Consider the following 26,762-nt stretch of genomic DNA (forward strand, 5'->3'; position numbering starts at 1 on the left):
TGTCGGTTAAAGGGAAAAGGGGAAGGGGAAAAGGGAAATAAAAAACCTTTAACCTTTTCCCCAAATCCAATTCCGAGTTAAAAATGCTTTACCCGAGCAGTATTGAGATCGGTGGGTATTTGGTTTTTGAACGCCTTTCTTGAACGCACATAAAACCTCAAATCAAGATTGGTAAGACTATTGAAGGTATTTGTTGTTTCTTGAATAGAAAGGTTTTATAAGTATTATACCGTAGATTTTATCTTATCTTTGAGGAAACTTCCATACTTGTACTGATGTCGCTTATGTTGTTGCATAGGCGACATTGTAATGAAATGGGAATTTTATTTATACAAGGATTGAGATGAATTCTGTAGCTCAAAAAATTGGTTTATATTTGCTAACTCAAGCGATCGCCCTGGTTGCTGTTTTCCAGGCGATCGTTCTCGTGAAAGCACAATCTATTACACCAGCTACTGACGGTACAGGTTCTCTTGTCATCCCCAACGGCAACCAATTAGATATCAGTGGTGGTAGTCTTTCTAGAGATGGCGCGAATCTCTTTCACAGCTTCCAAAAATTTGGACTAGACTCCAACCAAATAGCAAATTTTCTTTCTAACCCGAATATTCAAAACATTTTAGGGCGTGTGGTTGGTGGCGATCCTTCAGTAATTAACGGACTATTACAAGTTACTGGTGGGAATTCTAACCTCTTCTTAATGAACCCAGTCGGTATTATTTTTGGTGCCAACGCCAGCTTAAATGTACCTGCTGATTTCACCGCCACCACCGCCAACAGTATCGGTTTTGGGTCAAATTCCTTTAATGCAGTTGGTAACAACAACTACACCAGTTTTGTCGGAACCCCCAATACCTTTGCTTTCACAACCTCTCAACCAGGGAGTATTGTTAATTCTGGCAATTTAGCAGTTAGTACTGGCAAAAACTTAAATTTACTTGGTGGCACTGTCATCAGTAGCGGACAGCTATCAGCACCAGGAGGTAATATTACCGTCGCCGCCGTTCCAGGTGAAAACCTATTACGCATCAGCCAACCTGGACATCTGCTAAGTTTAGAAATTCAACCCCCGTCAGCTACATCCGTTAACCCCGCAAGTCTACCGCAGTTGTTAACCGGTGCTGGTGTGGGTAACGCCAATCAATTGAAAGTTAATAGTAATGGACAAGTAGAACTCTTAGGTTCTGGAATTAGGGTGAATTCTGGGGATGTGGTAGTCAAAAACGTCACATCTGGGACAGCAACTTTATCAGCTGCACATAATTTGACACTACCAGAGAGTCAACTGACGACAACAGGAGATTTAAACCTGTTAGCTAAAGACACAGTACGGGTACGCGATAGTGTAGCAAATTCCTTTTCGGCACAAGCTGGCGGGAATCTGAAGATTCAAGGGAATCAGAATATTGATATCCTGGCGCTAAATCATCCGCAGACACCGTTTGTCAGTGGTGGAAATCTGAGTTTAGTTAGCGATGGTAATGTTTCTGGAGATGCTCACTTTTTCAGTGGTGGGCAATTTTCAATTCAGAATTTGGCGGGAGGCGCGGGTAATTTTGTTAGTTTATACGACCCGATTATTCGGGCTAATGGCGATGTAGAGTTTGGGAATTACACAGGTGCAGCGCTAAAAGTTGAAGCGACAGGAAGTATTAAGGGTGGCGATATTACAATTAATTCGCCCGATATAAGTGGGAGTATTCCGGTTTCCGATCCAGATTTTACAACCTTAACTACCAGCCGTGCTTTAATTTTGCGGGCAGGTTTGGCTTCAGTTATACCTGAGAATTTTCCTTCATCTCAAGGTTCGCCAGCAACTACTTTCCAATCGCCAATAAGTGCGTTGGGTTTACCATCTGGAAGTATTCAGGTGGGGAATATTCAGACAGATAACTCAAATGGTGGTGCTGGCCCCATTAGCTTAACTGCTACAGGGGATATCATTACAGGAAGCCTTCGTGCAACAAATACCTTTACCGATCCGGGTAAGGGTGGGGCGATCGCACTTAATGCAGGTGGTAAAATTTCTGTCACAGGTAGCATCGCCTCTTTCTCAAATGATGGCGGTAGCCCAATTTCTCTGACAGCAAACGGCGATATCTCCCTGAATTGCACTTTAGCCAGTTACTGTGTAGAAAGTTTTGCTGGAGGGGTTCCCAATGTTATATCTACTGCTAATAGTGGCAATATTACCTTTATTAGCAATAACGGCAATATAAATACTAACTTAGGCAATTTTTCATACATCAATGCGTTTGCTCCAAAGGGCAATAGCGGCAACATTACTATTACTGCTAATAACGGTACTATTGACATTGGGAATTTATCAGCCAGTTCCCTATCAAGTAATGGTGGAACTGTTAATATATCTGCCCTTGGAAATGTAAAAACAGGATATATTAATTCATCAGCAGATAATGGTTCCAACCCTATTCCTGCAAATGGCAATGGTGGCAACATTACAATTACTAGCAATAGCGGTACTATTCAGACTGGCTTTATAGCCGCCGACTCCGATTTAGGTAATGGTGGAACTGTTAATATATCTGCCCCTGGAGATATTAAAACAGGATTTATTACTTCATTCTCAGATCCTTACCCTATAAATGTTTTAGGAATAGGTAACGGTGGTAATATCTCTGTTAGCAGCAGTGGTGGTTCTATAACTACAGATGAACTCAAATCTTATAGTGTAGGTGTTGGGAGTACAGCAGGTAATGTTAGTTTAAATGCTGCTAACTCTATAACTGCGGGTTTTGTTCGCGCTCAAGCCAATGATAATGGTGGAATAGGTGGTACTGTTACTTTCACAGCTGGCAGTAACATCAATACTGGTGCAATTCGTAGCTTTGCTGGGGCTAATGCTGGTAATATTTCCATCACCAGCACTAATGGTTTTGTATCAGTTAATGATTTTACTTCTGCTAGTGGTGAAACTTTTACCCCCCATTTAAATGCTGTCTCAGGTAGTGGCACTGCTGCTAATATCAATGTCACCAGTGCTGGTGATATTACGATCGCAGATTATGTGGCATCTCAATCTAGTTCTGGGGCTAGTGGGGCAATTAACCTAACTAGTAAAAATGGTACGATTGGTGTTAAAAACGAAATTACTAGTGGTCAAGTAGCCGTATATGCCCCTAATGCTCCAACAGGTAACACAGTAACTCTGCGTGCAGCAGGAAATATTAACACTGGCGCAATACATGCAGGCGGAACTAACAGTAGTGGTAATATCGATGCTCAAACCACTGGTGGTTCAATTAATATCAGCAATCTGACAACTAGTTCCACTTCCGGCAATGGTGGGTTTGTTACTCTTAAAGCTATAAGCGATATTATTACAGGCTCCATAGATGCTAATTCTACCAATGGAACTGGCGGAGCGATCGCACTTACTGCTCCTAATCGCATTACTACTGGCAATTTAACCACCAAGGGCAACGACATTAACTTGAATGGTAAAGTTATCCTTGGCAGTGATGTCACTTTTAGCACTGGTAGCAATAGCCCAGGAAATATTAACTTTACTGATACAGTTAATGGAGATAACAGTGGATATAACGATTTAATCCTAACTGCCGGGACAGGTAACATTAACTTTGGTGGCATTATTGGTGGGATAACTCCACTCACTAGCCTTACTATCACCAGTGCTGCTAACACAAACGTCTCTGGCAACATCACCACAAATAGTAATATCAGTATTACCAGTCCACTGAATCTTAACAATGATGCCATTTTCAACGCAGGTTCAGGTAATGCGATCGCGTTAAATGGTACGGTTAATGGTTCTCATAACTTGAAACTTACCACCGGTGCAGGTGTCGGCGACGTTGTACTTAAAGGTGATATTGGCAACACACAGCCATTGAATAGTTTTATAGTTGAGTCAGCAAATATTACCGCCCCCAATAATATCACCACCGCTAACGGGGATATCGACCTAAGTGGCATTATTACTTTAACTGGTAATACTATCTTCAATGCCGGAACAGGTAAGATTGCATTTGGTGGTAAGCTAGACGCTGGCAGCAATAATCTCACTCTAACGGCAAATGAGATTAATCCCAATTCATCATCATTGGGAAATCCAATTATTGGCACTGGTAATTTACTACTGCAACCCTTCACGCCTAGTCAAAATATTATCCTTGGCGGAACTAGCGATAGTGGTACTGGAACATTAGACCTCACTACATCTGAACTAGCCGTCTTACAAAATGGTTTCAATTCCATCACCATCGGCAGTAATAATGGTAGTGGTGCAATTACAATCAACCCCGTCACATTCAACAACCCTTTCACAATTACTTCTCTCAGTAATATTTTTGTTAACGGTGCAATTACAGGTACAAATAACGCTTCAGTTACTCTCAATGCTCCCACAACCACCCTGAACGCAGGTATCACTAACAATAATCAACCCATCAACTTCCTGAATAAAGTCTTAATTGGCAATGGGGCTAATGTTGCGCTTAACTCTGGTAATGCTAACATCAGCTTCGCTAATACAATAGATGGGGCTGGTAATTTGAGTCTTGCTGCTGGTACAGGCAATATTAGCTTTGGTAATAACGTTGGTAGTACAAATCCTCTAGCTAGCCTCAATATTACTGGCATAAACACAACCGTCCCAGGTAACATTACCACCACTGGCAATATCAACTTTAACAGTCCACTAACCTTGACTGGAGTAGGTACTACAACCATCAATGCGGGTAACGGTTCAGTCACATCAGGTCAGATTACATCAGCAGGGAAAAACATCTCTATTCTAGGAAGTAGTTTATCTCTGGGTAATATTTTTAGCAATCTAGGTTCCAGCAATAGTGGCAAAATCGGCTTGACTTCCAGTACAGGCAATATCGTTGCTAGTGGTTTATTCTCTAATGTTTCTTATAACAGTGGGAATGGCGGCGACATCAACGTTCAATCTGCTGGCAACATTAATATTGGCGATGGGATCAATACTGATAGCAATAACACCAGTGGAAATGTAACACTCCAGGCAAATAATGGTATAGATGTCGCAACGAGTATTAGTGCAGGTTCTCCCACTGCTACAAAAGGAGGGAATATTACTCTCAATACTACTAGCGGTAATATTACAGTTGGGGGACAACTGGATGCGATCGCTAATACTCCTGGTAATGTTTTGGTAAATAGCGGTGGTGGAATAAATATCGGCATAGCAGCAGCACCATTCCCATCAATAGATGTCTATTCACCAAACGGTTTTGGTGGCAGTGTCAATCTTAATGCTCAAGATGATATCAACACTCAGGGTATTCGCACTGATGGGACTACAGGTGGTGGTAACATTACTATTAGCAGCAACAATGGCAGCATTAATTTTACCAGTGGAGGTTCAGTTCTCGCTGGCTCTGGAAACATTACCCTAACTGCTAATGAGATTAACCTCCTGGGAGGGGCGAATTCTTTCAACGGAAGCGGTAATTTTTTACTTCAACCCTTCACGCCTAGTCAAAATATTAGCCTTAGCGATTCCTCTGACACTGGTACAAATATCTTAAATCTGACTACAACTGACTTAGCTGCCCTACAGAATGGCTTCAGTTCCATCACCATCGGACATAATGATGGTAGCGGTGCAGTTACAATTAACAATACCACATTCAACGACCCCGTAAAAATTCAAACTCCAACTGGAGCAGGTTCAATAATAGCAACTGGGTCAATTACAGGTACAGATAATGCCTCAATTAATCTGTTAGCAAATCAAAAAATTACCACTGACAGCATCACGACCGATGGCAAAAATATTGATATTACCAGCAACAACGGCGGTATTGAAACTACAAATTCTATCCGTTCCTATTCTGACTATAGTAGTACTTCTGGCAACATCACCCTCAAAGCAGGCAGCGATATTAACTTATCTGATGATTTCAGAACAGGCGAACAGTTAAGCGAAGTAGCAACAGCAGGAGATATTAATATTACCGCCACTGGTAATATTAATACTGGTAGTATGTCTGCAACTGGTAATACCAAAAGTGGTAATATAACTCTCAATGCTGTAGGCGACATTATTACAGGCAGTGATTCAATAAACGCCAGTAGCGAAAGTGGCCAAGGTGGTAACATTTCCCTCACTAGCACCAACGGTAATATTTTTAGTGGGGTGGGTTTATTCACTCAAAGTAATGTTGGCTCTAATAACGGTGGCAATATCACCCTCCAAGCTGCTGGTAACATTACTACTGGTGATATCAACGCTAGTGGTGACAAAGGCAAAGGCGGCGAAATTCAAATAGTCAGTAGTAATGGTGGAATCAACACTATTGGCGGTTTAGTGTGTGGAAGTTATAGTTCCTGCGAAATAGATTCATCAGGAGGGACTGGTGGTAAAATCACGCTCAACGCTTTTAGCAACATTACTGCTGGTGGCATAGTCTCTGATGGTTCAACTGGTGGAGATGTTTCCCTAACTAGCACCAACGGTAATATTGACATCAGTAATCTCGTTTATAATGGCGCAGAATCAAAGGGTGGTTTAGATGCTTCTAGTATCGGTGATACTGGAGGTGCAATTAAGCTAGTTGCTATAAATGGTACTATCACCACCAGCGACCTCAGCAGCCATTCTTCTAGTAGTAGTAACGGCACTTCTGGTAATGGTGGCGCAATCACCTTAACTGCCAAGAATGATATTAAGATAAAGTCCGCGACTACCTCTTCTTATGGTAGTTCGTCTTATGGCGCTGGTTCAGCTGGTAATGGTGGTGTAATAAACATCTTTAGTACTGATGGTGGCATTAATACACTTGACCTCGCATCAGATACAGCAGCAAATGGGGGTAAAGTAGGTAATGCTGGCAACATTACGCTGAATGCTAAAAATGATATTGTTACAGGGTATGTATTTTCTGGCACTGAGGGTAGTACAACAGGTAATGGTGGAGCAATAAATTTTACTAGCACAGATGGTAGTATCACTAACGATTACATAGAGACATTATCTTATTCCAGTAACGGTTTGGCTGGTAATGGTGGTGCAGTTAGCTTGAATGCAAATAACAGCATTACAACTTTTAATATCAATACTAAAGGCGGAACTAGTGGTGGAAATATTGATATAACTTCTACCAACGGCTCTATCCTCACCTATTCGTTATTTTCAGACGCTACTAACGGAAAAGGTGGAATAGTCAACCTCATTGCACCTTTGGGAGTTACTACTAATAATATTGTCACTAATGATAATAATGTCACCCTCCAAAGCTTAAGCGGAGTGGTTACAACTCAAGATATTACAACAAATGGTGGAGGAATTAATTTTGAGGCCAAAGACAGTATTAAAGCTGGAGTATTAAATTCCAGTTCTAGTACTGGTAATGGCGGTAATATTACCCTAGATCCAGAGAATGATATTGAGGTTACTTCTATCAATGCCCAAGGTGGAATTAATGGTACTGGCGGTAATGTAGATATTACAACAAATAGCTTTTTCCGAGCTATTGGGACATTTAGCGATCGCAATGGCATCAATGCTAGTATTTCTACATCTGGTGGAACTAGTAGCGGTGCAGTTACTATCCGCCACGGGGGTAATGGTACTACACCCTTTGTAGTCGGTAACGCCGACACCAATGGCACTGCTGGAGCCATAACTACTGACTCAAACAATGCTATTTTGCCTAACAAATTTTATACTGGTAATTACACACAAGGTAATATTCAAATAATTACCTCATCATCTGTAAACACCGATCCTCAACCACCCGTACTGCCGCCTCTACCTAGCCCACCACCAATAGCTAATAACAATTCTTTAGCTTTAATTGACACAGCGTTTGCAGAAGTAGATGAACAAGCCACACGCCAGTTTGACCAATATCTAGGACAATCAAGGGGAAGTTCTCTCAAATCTTTGGCAGATGCACGCGCCACCCTAGCCGAAATTCAGGCAAAAACAGGTGTCAAACCAGCAATTATTTATGCCCAGTTTACTCCTAGCAGCAAGATATCGGCAAAAGATAAAGACATTCTCGATTTAGTTATTGTCACTGCTGAGGGTAAACCTATCCGTAAGCGGCTTCCTGGTGTGACTAGAGCAAAGGTTTTACGAGTGGCTCAGAAATTTTACAATGAAATTTCAGATGTTAACAAAGCTGCTACTACCAGCTATTTAATTTCAGCACAGCAATTATATAAATGGCTCATTCTGCCCCAAGAAGCAGAGTTGCAAAAGCAAGGCATTAAAAATCTGGCTTTTGTAATGGATGCAGGTTTACGTTCCATTCCCTTAGCTGCACTTCACGATGGTAAACAGTTTCTGATTGAAAAATACAGTTTGGGAATGTTACCCAGTCTCAGCCTGACTGATACTAGTTACGTTGATATCAAAAACTCCCAACTCTTGGCAATGGGAGCTAGTGAATTTACCAAAGACCAAAACCAAAATCCATTACAGGCTGTGCCTCTGGAAGTTTCTACCATTATTCAAAAACTGTGGCGCGGTAAATTCCTGCTCAATAAAGACTTTACCCTAAAGAATCTTAAGGGACAACGCCAGCAAAACCCCTATGGGATGATTCACTTAGCAACTCACGTAGACTTTGTATCTGGAGACTCAAGTAAATCATATATTCAGTTATATGATACCAAACTGCGCTTAGATCAAGTACGCCAGTTGGGATGGAATAAACCACCCGTGGAATTACTGGTTTTAAGTGCTTGTAAATCAGCTTTTGGGGATGAACAGGCGGAGTTAGGTTTTGCGGGGTTAGCAATACAGACGGGTGTGAAGTCAGCTATTGCCAGTTTGTGGTATGTATCAGATGCAGGAACTCTAGGGCTAATGACGGAGTTTTACAACGAGTTAAAGACTGCACCAATTAAAGCAGAAGCACTACGACAAGCACAGTTAGCAATGATTCAAGGGAAAGTGCGAATTGAAGGTAATCAATTAACTGGCGTAAAACAAGGTATATCTTTGCCACCGCAAATGGCAACCTACTTAAAGCAGAATATCGTTGGCAATCTCTCCCATCCGTTTTACTGGGCACCATTTACCATGATTGGTAGCCCGTGGTAAGTAGTCAGACAGAATTAATTACACATAGGATTTACGCACTGTCCAATATGACTATTATGTGCATAACGATTGATTCAGAACACAAGTCTGTTGGTTCAGAATACAAGTCCGTTGGTTCAGAATACAAGTCCGTTGGTTCAGAATACAAGTCCGTTGGTTCAGAACACAAGTCCGTTGGTTCAGAACACAAGTCCGTTGGTTCAGAACACAAGTCTGTTGGTTCAGAATACAAGTCCGTTGGTTCAGAATACAAGTCCGTTGGTTCAGAATACAAGTCCGTTGGTTCAGAACACAAGTCTGTTGGTTCAGAACACAAGTCCGTTGAGCCTGAAATAACTTATTCTCGTAAATTCATACCATGATTAATTTGTACAGTGCGTAAGTCCTAACATAATGTCATTGTGAATGAAGCGTTCGCAATGACTGTAAATATTTTTGTCCGACTACTTAAGGATTTAAGGAGGCAGGGGGCAGGAGGGCAGTTTTTCTCATTCCTTCTGCATTTATTGATAAATGATTTGATATCGCTGCGCCCCTTGAGAAAAATCACACATCGCGCTAGTCTTCATTGACGTAACTGCACGCTGTAACATTAGGCGATGACAAATCAACTTTCTCCGAAAATTCCCTCTTGCACTTGGAGCCGTCCTATCGGTTTAGGCTGGGACAAACCTTATACTGTTCGCTACGCAAGTAATATTGATGATGGCCCTTGGCATGGTATGCCTCTAGGTGGCTTTGGTGCAGGTTGCATCGGTCGTTCTTCACGGGGAGATTTTAACCTGTGGCACATAGACGGCGGTGAACATACCTTCAAAAACGTTCCCGCTTGTCAATTCAGTGTATTTGAATCCAATGGCACATCTTCTCAAGCCTACGCTTTATCTACTCAAGCGCCCGATGATGGCACTCTCAAAGCTTGGCAATGGTATCCAACACTTTCAGAAGGGACAGGTAATTATCACGCGCTATACCCACGTAGCTGGTTTGTGTATGAAAATGTATTTCAAGCACAGTTGACTTGTGAGCAATTTTCCCCTATTTGGGCAGGTAATTATCAAGAAACTAGCTATCCTGTGGCAACGTTCCTCTGGAATGCCCATAACCCGACAAATACACCGATTACTCTCAGCATCATGCTCACTTGGCAAAATATGGTGGGCTGGTTTACAAACGCTCTCAAATCTCCCGAAGTGCGGGTGCGCGATGATGGTAGTCCGGTTTACGAATACCAACCACGCTGGGGCGAAAGTCAAGGGAACTATAACCAGATAGTTGAAAATACAGAACAGTTTGCCTGTGTTTTAGGTCGGGTTGGTAATGATAAACCTTTACAAGAAGGTGACGGAACTTGGTGTATTGCGACGCTGAAGCATCCTCAAGTGGAAGTATTTCACCACACTCGCTGGAATCCGGAAGGAACGGGTGATGAGGTGTGGCAAAGCTTTGCGAAAGATGGTTCTTTAACCAATTATATAGATACAAATCCAGTCGCAGAAGGTGAACAATTAGGGGCTGCGATGGCTACGCCGGCCGCAGGCATCGCACTTCGTTTCACTCTCCAACCAGGTGAAACTCTTGAAATCCCCTTTGTCTTAGCTTGGGATTTACCAGTAACAGAATTTGCCGCCGGAGTCAACTATTATCGCAGATATACAGATTTTTTTGATAGAAGTGGTAAAAATGCTTGGGCGATCGCATCTACTGCACTACAAGAATACCAAACCTGGCGATCGCAAATTCAAAGTTGGCAAAAACCCATTCTCGACCGGGAAGATTTACCCAACTGGTTTAAAATGGCTCTATTTAATGAGCTTTACGACCTCACTAGCGGCGGTACTCTCTGGAGTGCTGCATCAGAACTTGACCCCATCGGTCAGTTTGCGGTGCTGGAGTGTCTAGATTATCGGTGGTATGAAAGTCTAGATGTGCGGTTATATGGTTCTTTTGCCCTGCTGATGCTGTTTCCAGAATTAGAAAAATCAGTGATTCGGGCATTTGCACGGGCAATTCCTCAAGGTGATGATACACCTCGGATAATTGGCTATTACATGACAATCAAAGCTGAAAGCCCGATCGCAGTTCGCAAAGTCGCAGGTGCAACACCCCACGATTTAGGCGCACCCAATGAACACGTTTGGGAGAAAACCAACTATACCAGTTATCAAGACTGCAATTTATGGAAAGATTTAGGTAGCGATTTTGTCTTGCAAGTATACCGTGATTTTCTGCTCACGGGTGCTGACGATGTAGAATTCTTAGCAGATTGCTGGCCTGCGATCGTTCAAACCCTTGACTATCTGAAAACTTTTGACCTTGATGGTGATGGGATTCCCGAAAATTCTGGTGCGCCCGATCAAACCTTTGATGATTGGCGGTTGCAGGGTGTTAGCGCCTATTGTGGGGGTTTGTGGTTAGCGGCGTTAGAGGCTGCGATCGCAATTAGCGATATTTTATTAACTCACAAACTTGGCGACCTTGGCGGCTTCTCCCAAGGGGAGACGCTAAAAGCGATGGCGGTTCAAAAATCCATCTATGAAACTTGGTTACAACAATCTCTTCCTATTTACCAAGAAAAACTCTGGAATGGCCAATATTACAAACTTGATAGTGAAAGTGGTTCCGATGTGGTAATGGCAGATCAGTTGTGCGGACAGTTCTACGCGCGTCTTTTAGACTTACCAGATATTGTACCGAGCGATCGCGCCCTTTCTGCCCTGAAAACTGTTTATGATGCCTGCTTTTTAAAATTCTGCAATGCAGAGTTTGGTGCTGCTAATGGTGTTCGTCCTGACGGTTCACCAGAAAACCCTAAAGCTACTCATCCCCTAGAAGTTTGGACAGGGATAAACTTTGGGCTAGCGGCTTTTCTTGTGCAAATGGGAATGAAGGATGAAGCCTTGAGATTAACACAAGCTGTAGTCCAGCAAATTTATGACAATGGTTTGCAATTTCGCACCCCTGAAGCTATCACCGCAGCTGGTACTTTCCGCGCTAGCACTTACTTACGGGCAATGGCAATCTGGGGAATTTACTTAGTTATTAATTGATTCGCTACAAAACGGTTCTCAATTGTATGAAATACACTTTGACCTCCCTTCAAACCCTTTTCTTAAAAAGAGAGAAGCTTTAAATCTTACTCCCCTTTCCTGCAAGGGAATGGCTGGGGGTTTGGTATGTATTTCATACAATTGAGAACCGCTATAATATGCGTTACCAAAATTAGCCTATCTTTATCTGAGAGAGCAAACTTAAATTTGTGATTTGATTTTCCGAGTGTTTCCGGAAGCGAAGGAAAATTTCAGTAATGGTAAGAGTTGAAGCATTGAGAATTCCAGACTACTTTATGCCAACTATATCTTTGTTTTAGACCGAGGTATTCTCGTTGAGCAAGGCACTCATCACAAACTCATAGCAATTGGTAGTTTTTTCTAGAATTTACCCCAACTGCCACAGCATTTGTAATCTCAGCTTGAGAAATGTTTTAAATATTAAGACACACATAAGTGAATCATAAATAAAATTAACGATATTATGTGTTAATTTTATCTGTCTATATTACTAAAGTTTCTAATATTTTATGAACTTAAACTACTATTTTTTAGTAAAAGCATCCTGACCAAATTATTATTTATTTTATTAATAAAAATTTTAGCTTACCATATATCTTATCACTAACTAGAAATTTTTTACACCTAAGCTAGCTGTAATTACTAGCTGATAATCATGAAATATTCATGAGCAGTTTGCAGTGAATTTATTTAGATAGGCTAAAGCTGTAGTTCTTGTAAATTAAGAAACATCAGGATAATCAATATCATTATCTTATTGAACCTATTATAAAATATGTTCAATGCTATAGCTACGGACGTTTTGAGTCTTTAAATTTACGATTTTTATAAGTTGTTTTACATCATAGTTAATGGTAATATTTTCTAGCGACTCGACAATAATAAAGTGTTTAAATTGAGATTGTATGGGGGGTCATACCCCTCATAAATTAGTAAAAGAGGACAAAATTCAAAGTTGCACAATACGCAAGTACATATCGAAATAAATTCAGTAAATTTGACTTACAAATCTACTAATATAGTGGATGACATTAACGACGAAAAATAGTATATATACGAATGGCGTTGTTAAAGCTCAAAGATAAATAAATTTTCTTAACTGCTAAAAAAATATGGAAACTTGCCGGAAATTGCTTAATGAAGCAGTAATAAGAAATACAGGCGTTTTAACACAGAAAATTTATTGAATTAGGAGTCGATAAACTTTCAAAGAACAAAACTGCATCTATCGAGAGCTACGCCGAGACTTTTGTCCTACCATTCAAATGAGAAGACAAAAGATAAATTTTACCTTTAACCTACTAACAGGATTGAGCAGCCAATAAAGTTGGTTAAAAACTCGATTGTTTTTAATCAAACGTTAGTTTATCAGAAAAATCATCAGGTCAAATGCAGTCGAAACCTCAAGCCAAGGGGACAGTTCAGCAATGAATCTATATAATTTATATCCCTACTACAAGCTAGCTCTTGTCAAAACTAGTTTACTAGGGGAGTTATCAGCCAAAATTACCAAAACTCTGCTCAACAGCGCCAAGGTAAAGCTTAAACAGCAGGGAAGTTACAGCCTTTATCTTTACCACTCAAAGCTGTGGGAGCAAATCAAAGTTTGGGAAAGTTATGTACGCATCTGTTGATTGATGGATTTGTAGCCATCATCAACATCCTACACTGCCAAATTGCTGATAATTTCCCGAAAGCGATTCAATGAACTGCAAAAAAGTTAATGCAGTTTGTAAACCTCAATTTAAACGTTAATAATCGCAGAAACTGAACTAGTTTACTTCATCCAAGATAACTAAACACTATGATGAATCAAGAAATGGCTGGTATTAGTAGTAACATAGATACAACAGTGAAGGCTCAACAATTTGACAAAGTAGTTGAAGCAATTCTTGCTGGAAAGTACTCCTGGGCATGTGTTTTAATGCTACGTTTTACTGGTTATAATCCTCTCCATTACATTCCGTATCGTACCTACAACCGATTGCTCAAAGAAAACTCTCAAACCAACAGAACAAAACAACAGCAAAGTGAGAATCTAAAAATGCTGAAACATGCTAATGATTCCAGACCTGCTTATCTTGAAGTTGTTGGAAAGCAAAAAACAGAAATCCGTGGTGGTAGTTTAGACCAGAGATTGGGATAACTAAATTAACCAACATCAATCAAGGAAATCGCTATATCCTTGAAATACTGTGGAGTCAATTAAAAACAATTTGGAATCAATAGGTTCTGCCCTAAACTTGATTGAATATCTGAAAGCCTGCCATGCTAATTTAAAATTTATAGCATGGTAGGTTTTCTATAGGAGTCATTAATTTTATATTTAAAAAAATCTGGCAAAATGGCAAATAAATACTGACGAAATTGGTAAACTAATAACAACTACAACATTAACTTAAATAGAGGTGATTACCGACAAGTAAGTTAATTAAAAAACTAAAATCAATGATTAGTTCTGACTATGAAATAAATCAAAATGATTACAAAACTAGTCAGGATTTCATGGAGTAAATAACTCCTATACCAAGACCAACTAAGCAACCGTTACTATCGGTGGTTCTTTTTCTGAGGAAGTCTGAGCAAAGTAAATTTGGGGAGGTGGATTCCCCCAATCCAGATTTTACACACCTTTCATCGACTGCAGACGATGTAAGTAAAGCTTATAAAACTTTCTATCCTGTGGTTGGTGTTGCTTTATTAACTAAAGCAAACGCTTAACACCAATAATAGGAGCGGAAACAGAAAAGTTACGGTTAAATCGTTGTCGTGGCTGGTAGAACTAATAGGTAATACGCTTCTCTTTCGATTATTGTAATCCTAGTCCTCCCAACTTGGATTACCTCTGCTTTCTAAATTTTTAATTTATTTAGTAAAAACTGGAAGTTCTTTAAGTTTTGAATTTCCAGTTTTTTTATATGCAAATAAAAATAGGGTGCGCTAATTGCTCACCCTATTTTTTAAAATGGTTAATCTAAAAATGAATTAAACTTTTGCTAATTCTGGGGCGGGACGCTTGCTGTTGCGAATTGATGTAATAGCCTCAGCATAATCCTTAGCGTTAAATACAGCTGAACCAGCGACAATTGCATTAGCTCCCGCTTCTAAAACTTGCCAGGTATTATTTGCCTTCAGTCCTCCATCCACTTCAATCCAAGGGTCAAGACCGCGTTCGTCACACATTTGACGCAGCTTGCGGATTTTGGGTAACACACCAGGGATAAAGCTTTGACCACCAAAACCAGGGTTGACGCTCATAATTAGTACTAAATCGCATAAATCTAGAACGTATTCAATTAGCTCTAGAGGGCTACCAGGATTAAGTACAACTCCAGCTTTCTTACCAAGCTCTTTAATTTGCCCCAAGGTACGGTGTAGATGCGGAGAAGCATTATGTTCGCAGTGTACGGAGATAATATCAGCACCCGCCTTAGCAAATCCTTCTACATACTTTTCTGGTTCCACAATCATCAAGTGGACATCCAGAGGCTTGGTTGTAACCGGACGAATCGCCTCCACAATCAGAGGGCCTATCGTAATATTAGGTACAAAACGACCATCCATTACATCAACATGAATCCAATCTGCTCCGGCCGCGTCTACAGCGCGAATTTCATCACCCAGACGGCTAAAATCGGCTGATAGGATAGATGGAGAAATTACAATGGGCTTTTGAGATAGGTTTTGGGTCATGGCTAGTGGGTTTTTAAGCGTCCTCGTCTGTAAGCATTGTAACAAAACATTGAGCAAGACTCATAACTTTGATCCCAGTCTTTTTGCACGAGTAGAGAGCAGAGAGAGAATAATAACTCTTGACCAATGACAAATGACAAATGACAAATAACAAATGACTAAAAAACTAACCTGGATAATTTGGGGATTAAGTGCTTCTTGTCTGAGTGCGCCGGTAATTGCTTCGGCTTTAGAATCTGCTTTGGGAACTAACGGTATTGATGCTCTGAAGCTACACCAAGCTCCTTATAATTTAATCGGTCGTAAGATTGCTATTGGTCAAGTGGAAATTGGTCGTCCGGGAATGTTTGGGTGGGATAAAGCGGTGTCTAAAAATCGCGCCATATCTTTAGCGGGAGTATTCTTACGCAATGGGCCAGCTAAGTCTAATAGCGGTGTTGACCCTCACGCCTACAATGTTGCTGGTGTGATGGTAAGTCAAGACAAAGCTTTGCCAGGAATTGCTCCAGGAGCAAGATTGTATTCGTCTGCCGTGGGTTCTACTAAAAGCATGGGTCAGCCAGAAGAGTGTTTATCCGCCCAGCACATAGCGCTACAAAATGGTGGCGATGTCCGTGCGATTAATTTTAGTTTTGGTGAACCTCTGAGCCGCGACCCTAGACCAGAGGCTATTTTAGACGGCAATGCTTTACTAACTTTATGTGTTGACTGGTCTAGCCGGGTTCATGATGTTTTGTATGCGATCGCAGGCAATCAAGGTAAAGGCGGTATTCCTATTCCTACAGATAATTTTAACGGAGTGAACGTGGCTTTTTCATCCCGCCGAGGGGGAGTTTTTAACAAAGTAGATGTGGCTAATCTGGCGGGTGCTAACCAAGGAGTGAGTGGAAGACTAGCTGGGAGGGAATTTGATATTGGTGGCCGTCGCGCTATCAATTTAGTCGCTCCTGGGAATAATATTCCTTTGCTCAATCCAGATGGCAAATTGAACAAGGTTACAGGTACTAGTTTTGCTGCGCCTCAAGTTACGGCTACTGTCGCTCTATTACAAGAATTTTCTGACCGACAAATACGGACAAAACAACCCAACTGGAGCATCGATTCTCGGCATCATGAAGTAATGAAAGCCATATTGCTGAATTCAGCAGACAAAATCCAAGATAGCGGTGATGGCTTACGCTTGGGAATGAGCCGGACGCTAATTGATAAACAAAATCAAAGCTGGCTAGATTCTGATGCTTATAAAGATCCAAAAATTCCTTTGGATGCTCAAATGGGAGCGGGTCATTTAAATGCATTTCGCGCTTATCAGCAATTTAGTGCTGGTCAATGGCAGCCATCAGCTACGGTTCCGGCTATTGGTTGGGATTATCGCCAAGTTAATGTGGGAGCGTCTATTGACTATGCATTAGCTAAACCTTTAAAACAGGGAAGTTTTGTTGCTGTCACCCTGAGTTGGGATCGATTAGTGGAACTCAACGATAAAAATAAAAACCAGCAATATGATGTGGGCGAAAATTTCCGCGATCGCGGTTTAAATAATCTCGACCTATACTTAGTAAAAGCTGATGCTCAAAATTCAAATGCTGGTGCTGTTTGCTCCTCAATTAGCCAAATTGATAGTATAGAACATATTTTCTGCCCCGTTCCTGCTAATGGCAATTACAAAATCCGTGTCCAGTTTCGTCAAAAGATAAATGAAGCGACTCAACCCTACAGTTTAGCTTGGTGGAGTGTACCTATAAATTAAAATAGGGGCGCACAATTTTTATCTGTGTCAACTTACAGCGTTTTTAATCTATGTTAAACAACGCATAGGTGTGCGCCCCAAAAAACTTTGGTATTTTGTGACCTGAGAAATGTGATTTTATCTTTAAAAAGTAAGAATAGTGGCTATTTTGTGATTAGGTAGTCTACAATACTGTTATTGATAAATAGAAAATTTCCGTCAAAATCGAAATTTTCCATAATTTTTCTGCATAGCCGCCTCAATTAAGAATTAGCAGCTTCAATAAGTCGTGTTTAATTCCTCTGAGCCATTAACTGGCTGTTACAAAAACTGTAACAGTCTAATTTTCTATTGGAGTAAATGCAATAGTTAATCATTGACACAGCGCCTGCGTCAATCATCAGCACAGATCGGGAATCTTTGGCAAGTGAGGTAGCAGAATGAATCGGCAAAAATTTAGTGATGCGAAAGAGTATTTTCTGCAAAGACGTTATGGTGTGAGTCTAGGCAGACGTTATGCTCTGGCAGCTGCAAGTGTTGTTCTATTCAGTGTATTAGGGTGTTCTCAAGTTGAGAGTAACAAAAGCGCCCTTGCCCAATCTAGTTTACCTCAACCAGAAACTCCATTGCAAAAAAAAACACTCAACCCTGATACAAGAATAGTTGAGTCTAGCAATAAGTTTGGCTTTAAACTGTTTTCAGAAGTTCTGAAAGATGATAAAGGTGAGAATAATATTTTTATCTCACCTTCAAGTATAGCGATCGCTCTCGCCATGACCTACAACGGCGCTAGCGGCTCAACTCAACAAGCAATGGCAAAAACCCTGGAATTACAGGGAATGAATCTACCAGAAATTAATTCTGCTTACGCGGCGGCATTGAAGCAGCTTTTAGACAATCAGGATGCAAAAGTACAACTGAGTATTGCTAATTCGCTTTGGGCAAATCAAGATGTTAGCTTTGTACCAGATTTCCTCAAGAGAACCCAGGATTTCTATCAAGCTAAGGTCAGCAATTTAAACTTTAAAGATGCCGTCGCATCTAGTATTATAAATAACTGGGTAACAGAAAATACTAAAGGTAAAATTAATAAAATCGTTGAAAAAATTGAACCAGATCAAGTGTTGTTTCTAATTAATGCCATATATTTTAAAGGAAATTGGAGTAACGAATTTGACAAAAAACAAACTGCTCAATACCCTTTTTACATCACACCTAGTAGACGAAAGCAACACCTGATGATGTCACAAGAAGGTGACTATAGATATTATGAAAATGAACAATTTCAGGCGGTTAGTTTACCTTACGGTAAAGATGGGAAAACCAGTTTTTATATATTCCTTCCCAAACAGAACTCTAATCTGAAAGCCTTATATCAAAACCTGAGTTTTGAAAACTGGGAAAAATGGATGACTCAGTTCAACAAACAAAAAGGGTTTATTAGGCTACCCCGCTTCAAAACAGATTACGAAGTTACACTCAATGATGCCTTGAAAAGTTTAGGCATGGGAGAGGCTTTCAGCAGCAAAGCTAATTTTTCTGGTATGGGTAAAAATTTTGCCATTAGCCAAGTTAAGCATAAAACTTTTGTTGAAGTAAATGAAGAAGGGACTGAAGCGGCTGCGGCTACTTCGGTGGGAATAGTCGCAACATCTTTAAGAGACGAACTAGAACCATTCCGAATGATTGTTGATCGTCCCTTCTTCTGTGCGATTAGAAATAATCAAACGGGAAACGTTTTGTTTATGGGTTCGATTATTGAACCACAATAAGGAGGCAGGAAACCTCCAGCCTCCTTAAGGTAATGTTGCTTCCGAAATACTCAGAGTGTTTTTAGGGTCAGTTTTTGGAGATTCGTTGGCTGCAACGGGTGCAGTTATTTCCCCCGTGCCGCTATCGTTTGGACGCAAGGCACTTAAAGCGGTTTTAATCACAACAGCTGTGGGTACTGCCACAATTACACCCAATAGTCCGCCAATTCTTGCCCCTGTTAAAACTGAAATTAAAATCCAAACTGGATTTAAACCTGTAAAACTGCCTAAAATTCGGGGGGCAATTAAGTTTTCGAGAATTTGCTGTACGATTACTGCTGCTATTAAAACTCTCACACCCATTGAGAAATCTTGCAGTGCTACCAATAATGTAGTCAGAGCGATGCCCACAGAACCACCAAAGGGGACGAGAGCCATCAAACCAATAGTTAAGCCGAATAGCAACCCAAATGGCACTTTCAGCCACAAAAAGGTAGGAATGAGGGCTGAAGCCATGCAGGTGGATAAAATCAATTGGGTGATGAAGAAATTTTGAAAGCTGAGACGGACTGTTTTAGAGAAAGGATCGCGGAATTTAGAGGGTAGCCATTCCACTAAACTTTCCCAGAGTTCGCTCCCATGCTGTAAAAGGTAGAAAGTCAAAACCATCGTCAAGAGGATATCTAGAAGACTTGTGACTGTAACTACCGCCAGATTTAAAACTTGTCCAGCGATCGCTTGCAGTTGTCCCTTGACGCGATCGTTGATTTGTACAACCAAAGCATCGAGGTTAATGGGTAAGCCAAAAGTCTCCGCTTTTTCGTTTAATATCATTAGCTGAGAGCGTCCAGAGTCGATCAACTCTGGCAACCGAGCCACCAGTTGTTGAGCTTGGGTAAGGGCTAAGGGAACCAGCGTCACACCCAATGCTAATAAAATCGATAAAGCCAAGAGAAATACTAAGATAGCGACTTGCTCTCGCCTAGCACCTTGATGTTCCATCCAACTCACAGGGTAGTTGAGCAGAAATGCTAAGACTGAGGCTCCCACTAAAATGACTATGAGAGAATGGAAATAATTGAAAAATACCGAAAGTGCCCAACCATTTAGAACTAGCAGCGGAACGAATAACGCGATCGCCACGATTCGCGCTATTGGTGTGAATGTTTGCCACCAGTCGAGTAGCTTGCGTGTCTGCATTTTGAGCTAATTGCGGGATAGAACTAGGTTAAATCTTTCTTTACAGCTTATTATCGCTAACTATATGAGTCTTATTCATCTTTCTAGCTATAGGAGTTAAACTAACCCCAATGAATAATTTTGAACCAAAGGCGACTGGGGAGCAGGGGAGCAGGGGAGCAGGGGAAGAAGAACTATTGATTATTACGCCATGCCCAATGCCCAATGCCCAATGCCCAATTCCCAAAACTCAGTTGCTTTTATATTTGATTCCGATCGTCGGCTTTTTTCCATCTTTGTGGACTCTCTATCGGGGACAGGGCAGGCGGGAACAAGTTGCTGTTAGCCGTCTGTCTATCACTTTGGCATTTACTTGGCTGTTGGGATATTTATTATTAAGTACCGGAGCCACAACTTCAGATTTTTTTTCGCTACGTTTATTTATCCTGAATAGTTTTCTCACGTCGGGTTACTTTATAGTGAGTGTCTGGTTGATTCTGCGCTTGATGCAGGGCAAATCTGGACGTTTACCAGGCTTTAGTACAATAGCCGAACGAGTGTTTGGAAAGTACTTATCTTAATTTTTTAGGATGATAATTTTTCAGTAATTTTACTTATTTCCTAAAAAATTATAGTTGATTTATCTATATATCTAGTCAAATCCAGTTTATTATTGCCATACTTCAGTAAAACATCTCTAAGTTGGCCCAAAAGAAGGAAAAATGCTGCTATAAGTGTTGTGGTTGACACTACATGAAAAAAGTTAGCACTGATAATTAAGAGTTAGTTATTATGGGTTGATTTGTTTGGATGTTTTTAGTTTACAAATTTACCGAATTTGATTATTGAGTAAGTGTGAGGAAGTCTGTGACCATTCAAAGAAGTTCGGCGGAAGAAAACCAGTCGGGAAAAGCCTCAAAGTCCAATAAAAAAATTTCTCAGAATTCTAAATCTGGACGTTGGTTGTGGTTTTGGGTAGGGATGAGTGGGATTGCAATGGTGTCAGCAACAGCAGGGGCACTTTTGGCGGTGTCTTTAACCAGTACGCCTTTGCAGCAAGCCCAGCTAAGTCCACAGGAGGAGGCAGCTTTTGATGGCGATCGCATTTCTGGAGGTGTAATGCGATTTTCAGAATTAACTCGCCCAGTCAATCTCTTGGTTATGGGGATGAGCGTACTTCCCCCAGATATCCAAAACCCTCCTGAAGACACGAAGAACCTGAGATATCTGCCCCAGGTAAACTCCTTTGATGGTCTTTCTGATGTCATGCTCTTGGTCAAATTCGATCCAGAGACAAAAAAAATAATTATGCTCTCCATTCCCAGAGATACCCGCACAGAAATAGAGGGGCATGGAGTGAAAAAAATTAATGCTGCCAATATGGAGGGTGGGCCAGCTTTAACTGCCAGAACCGTCAGTAATCTCTTAGGAGGGGCGGGAATCGATCGCTATATCCGAATTAACGTTTTGGGAGTTGCCAAGCTAATCGATGCTTTAGGAGGCGTAACAGTCTACGTCCCCAAAAATATGAAGTATCAAGATGATTCTCAGCATTTGTACATCAATTTGAAGGCGGGTAAGCAGCATCTCGGTGGTGAACAGGCACTGCAATTGCTGCGGTTTCGCCATGACGAACTCGGAGATATTGGTCGGATTCAACGGCAACAAATGGTTATTCGTGCTTTGATGGATCAAACACTCAACCCAGCTACCGTTGCTCAATTACCTAAAGTTCTGGATGTAGTTAAAGACCACATCGATACCAATTTAACGGTTGAAGAGTTAGTAGCGCTAATGGGTTTTGGGGTACGGACAAATCGCTCTAATATGCAAATGTTAATGCTGCCAGGTCGCTTTAGTGAGAAAGGCGAGTTTGATGCTAGCTATTGGTTGCCCAATAAAAATGGCATTGCTAAACTGATGGCTCAACACTTTGGTTTGGAGTCAGAACAGGAACAGCAGGCGACCGCGACTGACCCAGGCTCTTTGCGTGTAGCAATTCAAGATAGTACAGGTGGCGATCGCTCTAATCTCCAACCATTAATTAGAGCATTGGAAAAATCTGGATATCGCAACATCTATGTAGCTAAGGCGTGGGGTGAACCTTTAGATGTGACTCATATTGTCGCCCAGCAAGGAGATGGTAACAGTGCCGAATCAATTCGTGAGACTTTGGGATTTGGTGAAGTACGTGTGGAAAGTACTGGCAATCTTGGCTCAGATGTCAGTATTCAAGTCGGTCAAGATTGGTTGCAACAAAAATCTATTTTGGAGAAGGGGCTGAGTAAATAATTCGTAATTCGTAATTCGTAATTAATTGCGAATTATCTTAGCACTCTGAAGTCCCGAAGTGTTTATACTGACATAAATGCTGCTGAAAGGGAATTTACTGAGCAAAAATGCAAAGGATACAGAGCAACTGAATTTATTTATGGGGATTGTTATTTTGAATTTTGAATTTTGTTAGCGCAGCGTAAAATCTACGGCATGGCTTGCTTAGAGCGAGTCCGCGTTCGCGCAGCGTCTCGTAGAGAGCGTCATTTTGAATTCCTCAAAGGGGTTGACTGGCTGAGTTCTTTGAGTTTAGCTGCTACTGCGCCATTGGTGAATAATTCTTTTGCTTTCGCTAAACCCTCTGGCATATTTGAACAAATACCACTCCGCCATAAGTAGAATCCGCCATTCCACAAGGCTGTTTGCATTAGTTCGCCTGGTTTACCTGCTAAAACATCCTGAATATCTGCCACCAATTCTTCAGTAGTTCCAAGGGGTACGTTTTTGGTAGTAAAGCCATAATCTCGTGGTGCGAGGTGCAATCTTTCTACCTCTTGGGATGCTACAGATGGAGATAAGCTGATAATTGCAGTGCGATCGCGCGGTAAGTCGCAACTACCTTCCAATCCTTTCACTAATGTAAATTTGGTCACTCCCCGCAACCCTAGAGCTATCTTAAACATCCCTTCTGTCGGCGGATGAACAAACCCGGCAATTACATGAGCATCCCCAGCATAAGGACACCAAATTAGCTCCATTGTTGCGAATGGCGGACGTTTGCCAAGTTGGTCGCGGTACTCCCAAATACTTATAGTTAAGGGAAAATGCTGAGGTAAATAAATAAAGCCGATTCCTGTTTGCTCAAAAACTTGCTGGGTTTTTGCTAGTGGTAGAGTAGTCCAATCGACTCCTAAACCTTGCCAAATATCTATTAGGGGTAAGCCATACTTTGTTGGAAGGCGATCGCCACCGTGCATTATTACTGGTTGTCCAACTGCGGCGAGTAGTAAAGCTGTTACCAGGCTAATTGGTGCTGTGCGGGTTCTGCCATCATAAGGAATGCCAAGAGCGATCGCTGGTTGTCCAGAGTCGAATGGTTGCAGCTTTGGCCCCAATTCATCATAAGCATCCAACATTCCTGCTAACTCTTCCCCCGTAGGGCGTTTGATTCGATGAGCAATCAAAAACGCTCCGATTTGGGCTGGTGTCGCTTCACCCAGCAACATCATTTTAGTAGCGCTGGCTGCTTCAGCACGAGTTAAATTTTCGCCTGTGTGGTTTCCGCTACCTACTTTTTTCAGTAATTCCCTAAATACATTGCTCATTTGTCCTTTGTCCTTTGTCATTTGTCATTTGTTCATTGTCCTTTGTAAAAATGACTAATTACCAATGACTAATAACTAATGACGGTTCATGAAGCCGATCGCTGCTGGTCAATTTGTAATGGGATATTTTCGCACACGAGTTGCCAAAAGTGCTTGATGGGGGGAATTTGCAATCGGTCTTGAGTTGTTACCATAACTACCCGCCGAGTCAAACTGGAACCATCCACTAAACCACTAATATTATTATTTTCTAAGGAACGAATCGCTAGGGTAGGGTCAAAACGCGCTTCCAGTAATGCTGACTGAGGTAGCAAAGCGATTAGTTCTCCTTGGCGCACCACTCCCCGGAAGGCATCTAGGGTATTTACCTCTAAAGCCGCTTGGAGTGTAGCTTCCATTCGCTCAAATCTATCTTGGATTAAGCGCTGCATCCCATAACCATCTTTAAAAACCACCTGGGGATAACGAATTAGCTCCGACCAAGGGACGCATTCATATTGTGCCAGGGGATGATTGGCTGCGGTTAAAATTTCTATTGGTTCATCATAAAGTACTTCTACCACCATTTCTCTACCGGTGGTTAAAAAGCGATTATTCATCACAATTGCTAAATCCACCAATCCATCTTTAAGGACTTTCAAGGCGCGATCGCTTCCCAATGAAGTCACCCGCAATTGCACATCTGGATAAGCATGACAAAATTTTTGCAACACTGGAGGCAAGTAAGATCCACATAAGGAGTGAATCACCGCAATGCAAAGTTCTGGTTGCTTTCCGGCGATTAAATCAGCTAATTCTTGTGTAGCTGTCTCCCATTCTTGGCAAATTTTGCGGACACGGGGTAATAAACATTCACCTCCCAGCGTTAATTTTGCATGAGTTGTTCTGTGAAAAAGTTCTACACCCAAATCTGCTTCTAATGCCTGGATTTGGCGACTAATTGTAGATTGGGTAACACCAGATGTTCGCGCTGCTTGTTGAAAGCTGCCGGTTTGTGCGATCGCTAGAAAGGCTTGCAACTGCTCTAGGCGCATTTTATGTAGCCTGAATTACATTTATCGGTTTCATTAAGTTAACGGATTTTTAACCGCAATTTAGTAGGGTTTGTTACAAGTATTCTCCTCTAATTTAAATTTGTGTAAATCAGATTTTACAGAGTTTATCGTTAATTATCCGCTTTTTATGTAATTTATTGGCATTTTTCGCGGAAAATTACTTGACTATTTCCCTCTTAAATGGATCAATTTTTAGATAAAATTTTTAATTCATCACATTATAGAGTTTGAGCAACAGTTTTCTGTGCAAACTCAAGTGAATCTGTACAACGACTAAGTACAGCATTTCATTGATTCGTAGCCAATTATCTTGCGTAAAACTCTGCGTACCTTTGCGTTTACTTCGCGTGCCTCTGCGTTTAAAAACGCTACGAACTTATGCAAAGCTGTACTAAGATTTCTCCAAACCTAAATACAGCAATGGAACGATCGCAATCAGCTAAGGTTACAGAATTCAAATAAGAATCGCTATAGTTTTAAGGATGAATTTCTATTCTTTTCGCTCTAGGAAGTTTTTAGGAAAGGGGATAGTATCAATTTGCAAGCTTCCTTCTGATATTTTATCAACAAACTGTCCCACGATTTCGCGTATATCCTTAAACGACTTACAAAACATCAACTCTTTGTCCATTTGAATTAGTAAACTACGAATACTATCTTTATCGTCTGTTTTCTCATCTTTTAGTTTTTTTTCCAGTTCTTCTCTCAAAACATAATGAAGGTCTTTATGGTTAGAATCAATATGGATAGACTTAAATCCAGTTAAGTGATGTCCTGCTAAATGGTCAATCTCTTTGATCCAAAATTCTAGTTCTGGATTTTCCAATGCAGGACGAAGAAATTTATCTTCAATGTTTTTCCTATCTTTCTGTTTTAAAAAAGACAATGAACATAATTGATAATATTCTTTCTTTTTTACTTCCAAATTTTTGTCAGATTCAGAGGAATTTTTTATATACTGTTTTTTGATATTCTCCGTCACTTGATTGTGGAGGTATGCCCGAAGTTGATAGACTGCTTCTTTTGCTTCTCGTCGTGTTTCTGCTTCTGTGATATTTTTTTGGGTATTAAGGCGTTTGTATTTGGCGATTTGGGCGTAACTCATCCTGCCGTTCATCACCATATCCAGAACTTCGTAATAGGATGGTGAAAATTGTTGCAATAGATCTAGTGCAGCTTGAATTTCAACTAAGTCGTTTTCGATTTGCTTCTCTGTAATAGTGAACGTAGGCTCATCAGTTTTTTGTACAGAAATACTTTCTCCTTGTTCTGCCTTGTGTTGTAGTATTTTGAAGCTCATCCAACGCAGAAGAGGTGTCATGCTATTAATGCCAAGTTCGGGAATGCCATAGTTAATTACGGCAAGTGTAAGCATGGCACGCCAAAGACAATCTCCAACTATTTCTTTTTGCTGCTTCAGCCGTTCATCGACTATGTAATCTTTGAGTCCTTCTTCGCTTTCTTGTCTATGGCTTTCCACTAGCCCCAATTGTAATGCATAACGCCTTGTAGCCTCAGACCAGCACCACCACATAGAAATAGGCGCTTCTAAGAATGCTTTAAGACGGGAATTAATTGGGGTTTCCAACACGGATGCATCACGTCCAATCCGTTCAAGGAA

Annotated in this window: 13 protein-coding genes and 1 pseudogene; 9 read left to right on the forward strand and 5 right to left on the reverse strand. The window is 41.0% G+C overall.

Going from position 1 to position 26,762, the window contains the following annotated elements; translation table 11 throughout:
• The first annotated feature begins 343 nt into the window (after positions 1-343).
• The 5 genes and pseudogenes from RMZ41_RS04795 to RMZ41_RS04815 all read left to right on the forward strand — a co-directional run.
• Positions 344-9,064, forward strand: a complete 8,721-nt coding sequence (locus tag RMZ41_RS04795) for a CHAT domain-containing protein (RefSeq protein WP_322640475.1) — start codon at positions 344-346, stop codon at positions 9,062-9,064.
• Positions 9,065-9,120: 56 nt separating this feature from the next.
• Positions 9,121-9,426 (forward strand): hypothetical protein, encoded by a 306-nt coding sequence (locus tag RMZ41_RS04800; RefSeq protein ID WP_322640476.1) that lies wholly within the window; start codon positions 9,121-9,123, stop codon positions 9,424-9,426.
• A gap of 237 nt (positions 9,427-9,663) precedes the next feature.
• On the forward strand, positions 9,664-12,114 hold the full coding sequence (locus RMZ41_RS04805) for a GH116 family glycosyl hydrolase (RefSeq protein WP_322640477.1): 2,451 nt from the start codon (positions 9,664-9,666) through the stop codon (positions 12,112-12,114).
• A gap of 1,448 nt (positions 12,115-13,562) precedes the next feature.
• Positions 13,563-13,769, forward strand: a complete 207-nt coding sequence (locus tag RMZ41_RS04810) for a hypothetical protein (RefSeq protein WP_322640478.1) — start codon at positions 13,563-13,565, stop codon at positions 13,767-13,769.
• Between the two features lie 173 nt (positions 13,770-13,942).
• Positions 13,943-14,275 (forward strand): annotated as a pseudogene (locus RMZ41_RS04815) (HetP family heterocyst commitment protein); the annotation flags it as partial.
• 845 nt (positions 14,276-15,120) lie between these two features.
• Here RMZ41_RS04815 and rpe read toward each other — a convergent pair.
• The gene (gene rpe / locus RMZ41_RS04820; protein WP_322640479.1) at positions 15,121-15,828 is read right to left on the reverse strand and encodes a ribulose-phosphate 3-epimerase; all 708 of its coding nucleotides are present in this window, start codon (positions 15,826-15,828) and stop codon (positions 15,121-15,123) included.
• 154 nt (positions 15,829-15,982) lie between these two features.
• On the opposite strand from rpe, the gene RMZ41_RS04825 reads away from it, so the two are divergent.
• On the forward strand, positions 15,983-17,578 hold the full coding sequence (locus RMZ41_RS04825) for a S8 family serine peptidase (protein WP_322640480.1): 1,596 nt from the start codon (positions 15,983-15,985) through the stop codon (positions 17,576-17,578).
• Positions 17,579-17,997: 419 nt separating this feature from the next.
• Positions 17,998-19,329, forward strand: coding sequence for a serpin family protein (locus RMZ41_RS04830; RefSeq protein WP_322640481.1), 1,332 nt, complete (start codon positions 17,998-18,000; stop codon positions 19,327-19,329).
• A gap of 24 nt (positions 19,330-19,353) precedes the next feature.
• Here the strand turns inward: RMZ41_RS04830 and RMZ41_RS04835 are convergent, their stop codons facing one another.
• A complete protein-coding gene (locus RMZ41_RS04835) occupies positions 19,354-20,508 on the reverse strand; it encodes an AI-2E family transporter (protein WP_322640482.1) in 1,155 nt (384 codons plus the stop codon).
• Between the two features lie 197 nt (positions 20,509-20,705).
• Here RMZ41_RS04835 and RMZ41_RS04840 point away from each other — a divergent pair, with 197 nt between their 5' ends.
• Both RMZ41_RS04840 and RMZ41_RS04845 read left to right on the forward strand, forming a co-directional pair.
• Entirely contained in the window at positions 20,706-21,068 is a 363-nt protein-coding gene (locus RMZ41_RS04840) for a hypothetical protein (RefSeq protein ID WP_322640644.1), read from the forward strand.
• Positions 21,069-21,354: 286 nt separating this feature from the next.
• Positions 21,355-22,779: an LCP family protein gene (locus tag RMZ41_RS04845; protein ID WP_322640483.1), complete on the forward strand. Its 1,425-nt coding sequence runs from the start codon at positions 21,355-21,357 to the stop codon at positions 22,777-22,779.
• 245 nt (positions 22,780-23,024) lie between these two features.
• Here RMZ41_RS04845 and RMZ41_RS04850 read toward each other — a convergent pair whose 3' ends face one another.
• From RMZ41_RS04850 to RMZ41_RS04860, 3 genes are all read right to left on the reverse strand, one after another.
• Positions 23,025-24,086 (reverse strand): anthranilate phosphoribosyltransferase family protein, encoded by a 1,062-nt coding sequence (locus RMZ41_RS04850; protein ID WP_322640645.1) that lies wholly within the window; start codon positions 24,084-24,086, stop codon positions 23,025-23,027.
• Between the two features lie 86 nt (positions 24,087-24,172).
• Entirely contained in the window at positions 24,173-25,120 is a 948-nt protein-coding gene (locus RMZ41_RS04855) for a LysR family transcriptional regulator (protein WP_322640484.1), read from the reverse strand.
• Between the two features lie 511 nt (positions 25,121-25,631).
• Positions 25,632-26,732, reverse strand: a complete 1,101-nt coding sequence (locus RMZ41_RS04860; protein WP_322640485.1) for a hypothetical protein — start codon at positions 26,730-26,732, stop codon at positions 25,632-25,634.
• Positions 26,733-26,762: the final 30 nt, after the last annotated feature.

Origin of the sequence: Nostoc sp. DedVER02 (assembly GCF_034530675.2) — a bacterium.
In the GTDB taxonomy this organism is placed as follows: Bacteria; Cyanobacteriota; Cyanobacteriia; order Cyanobacteriales; family Nostocaceae; genus Nostoc.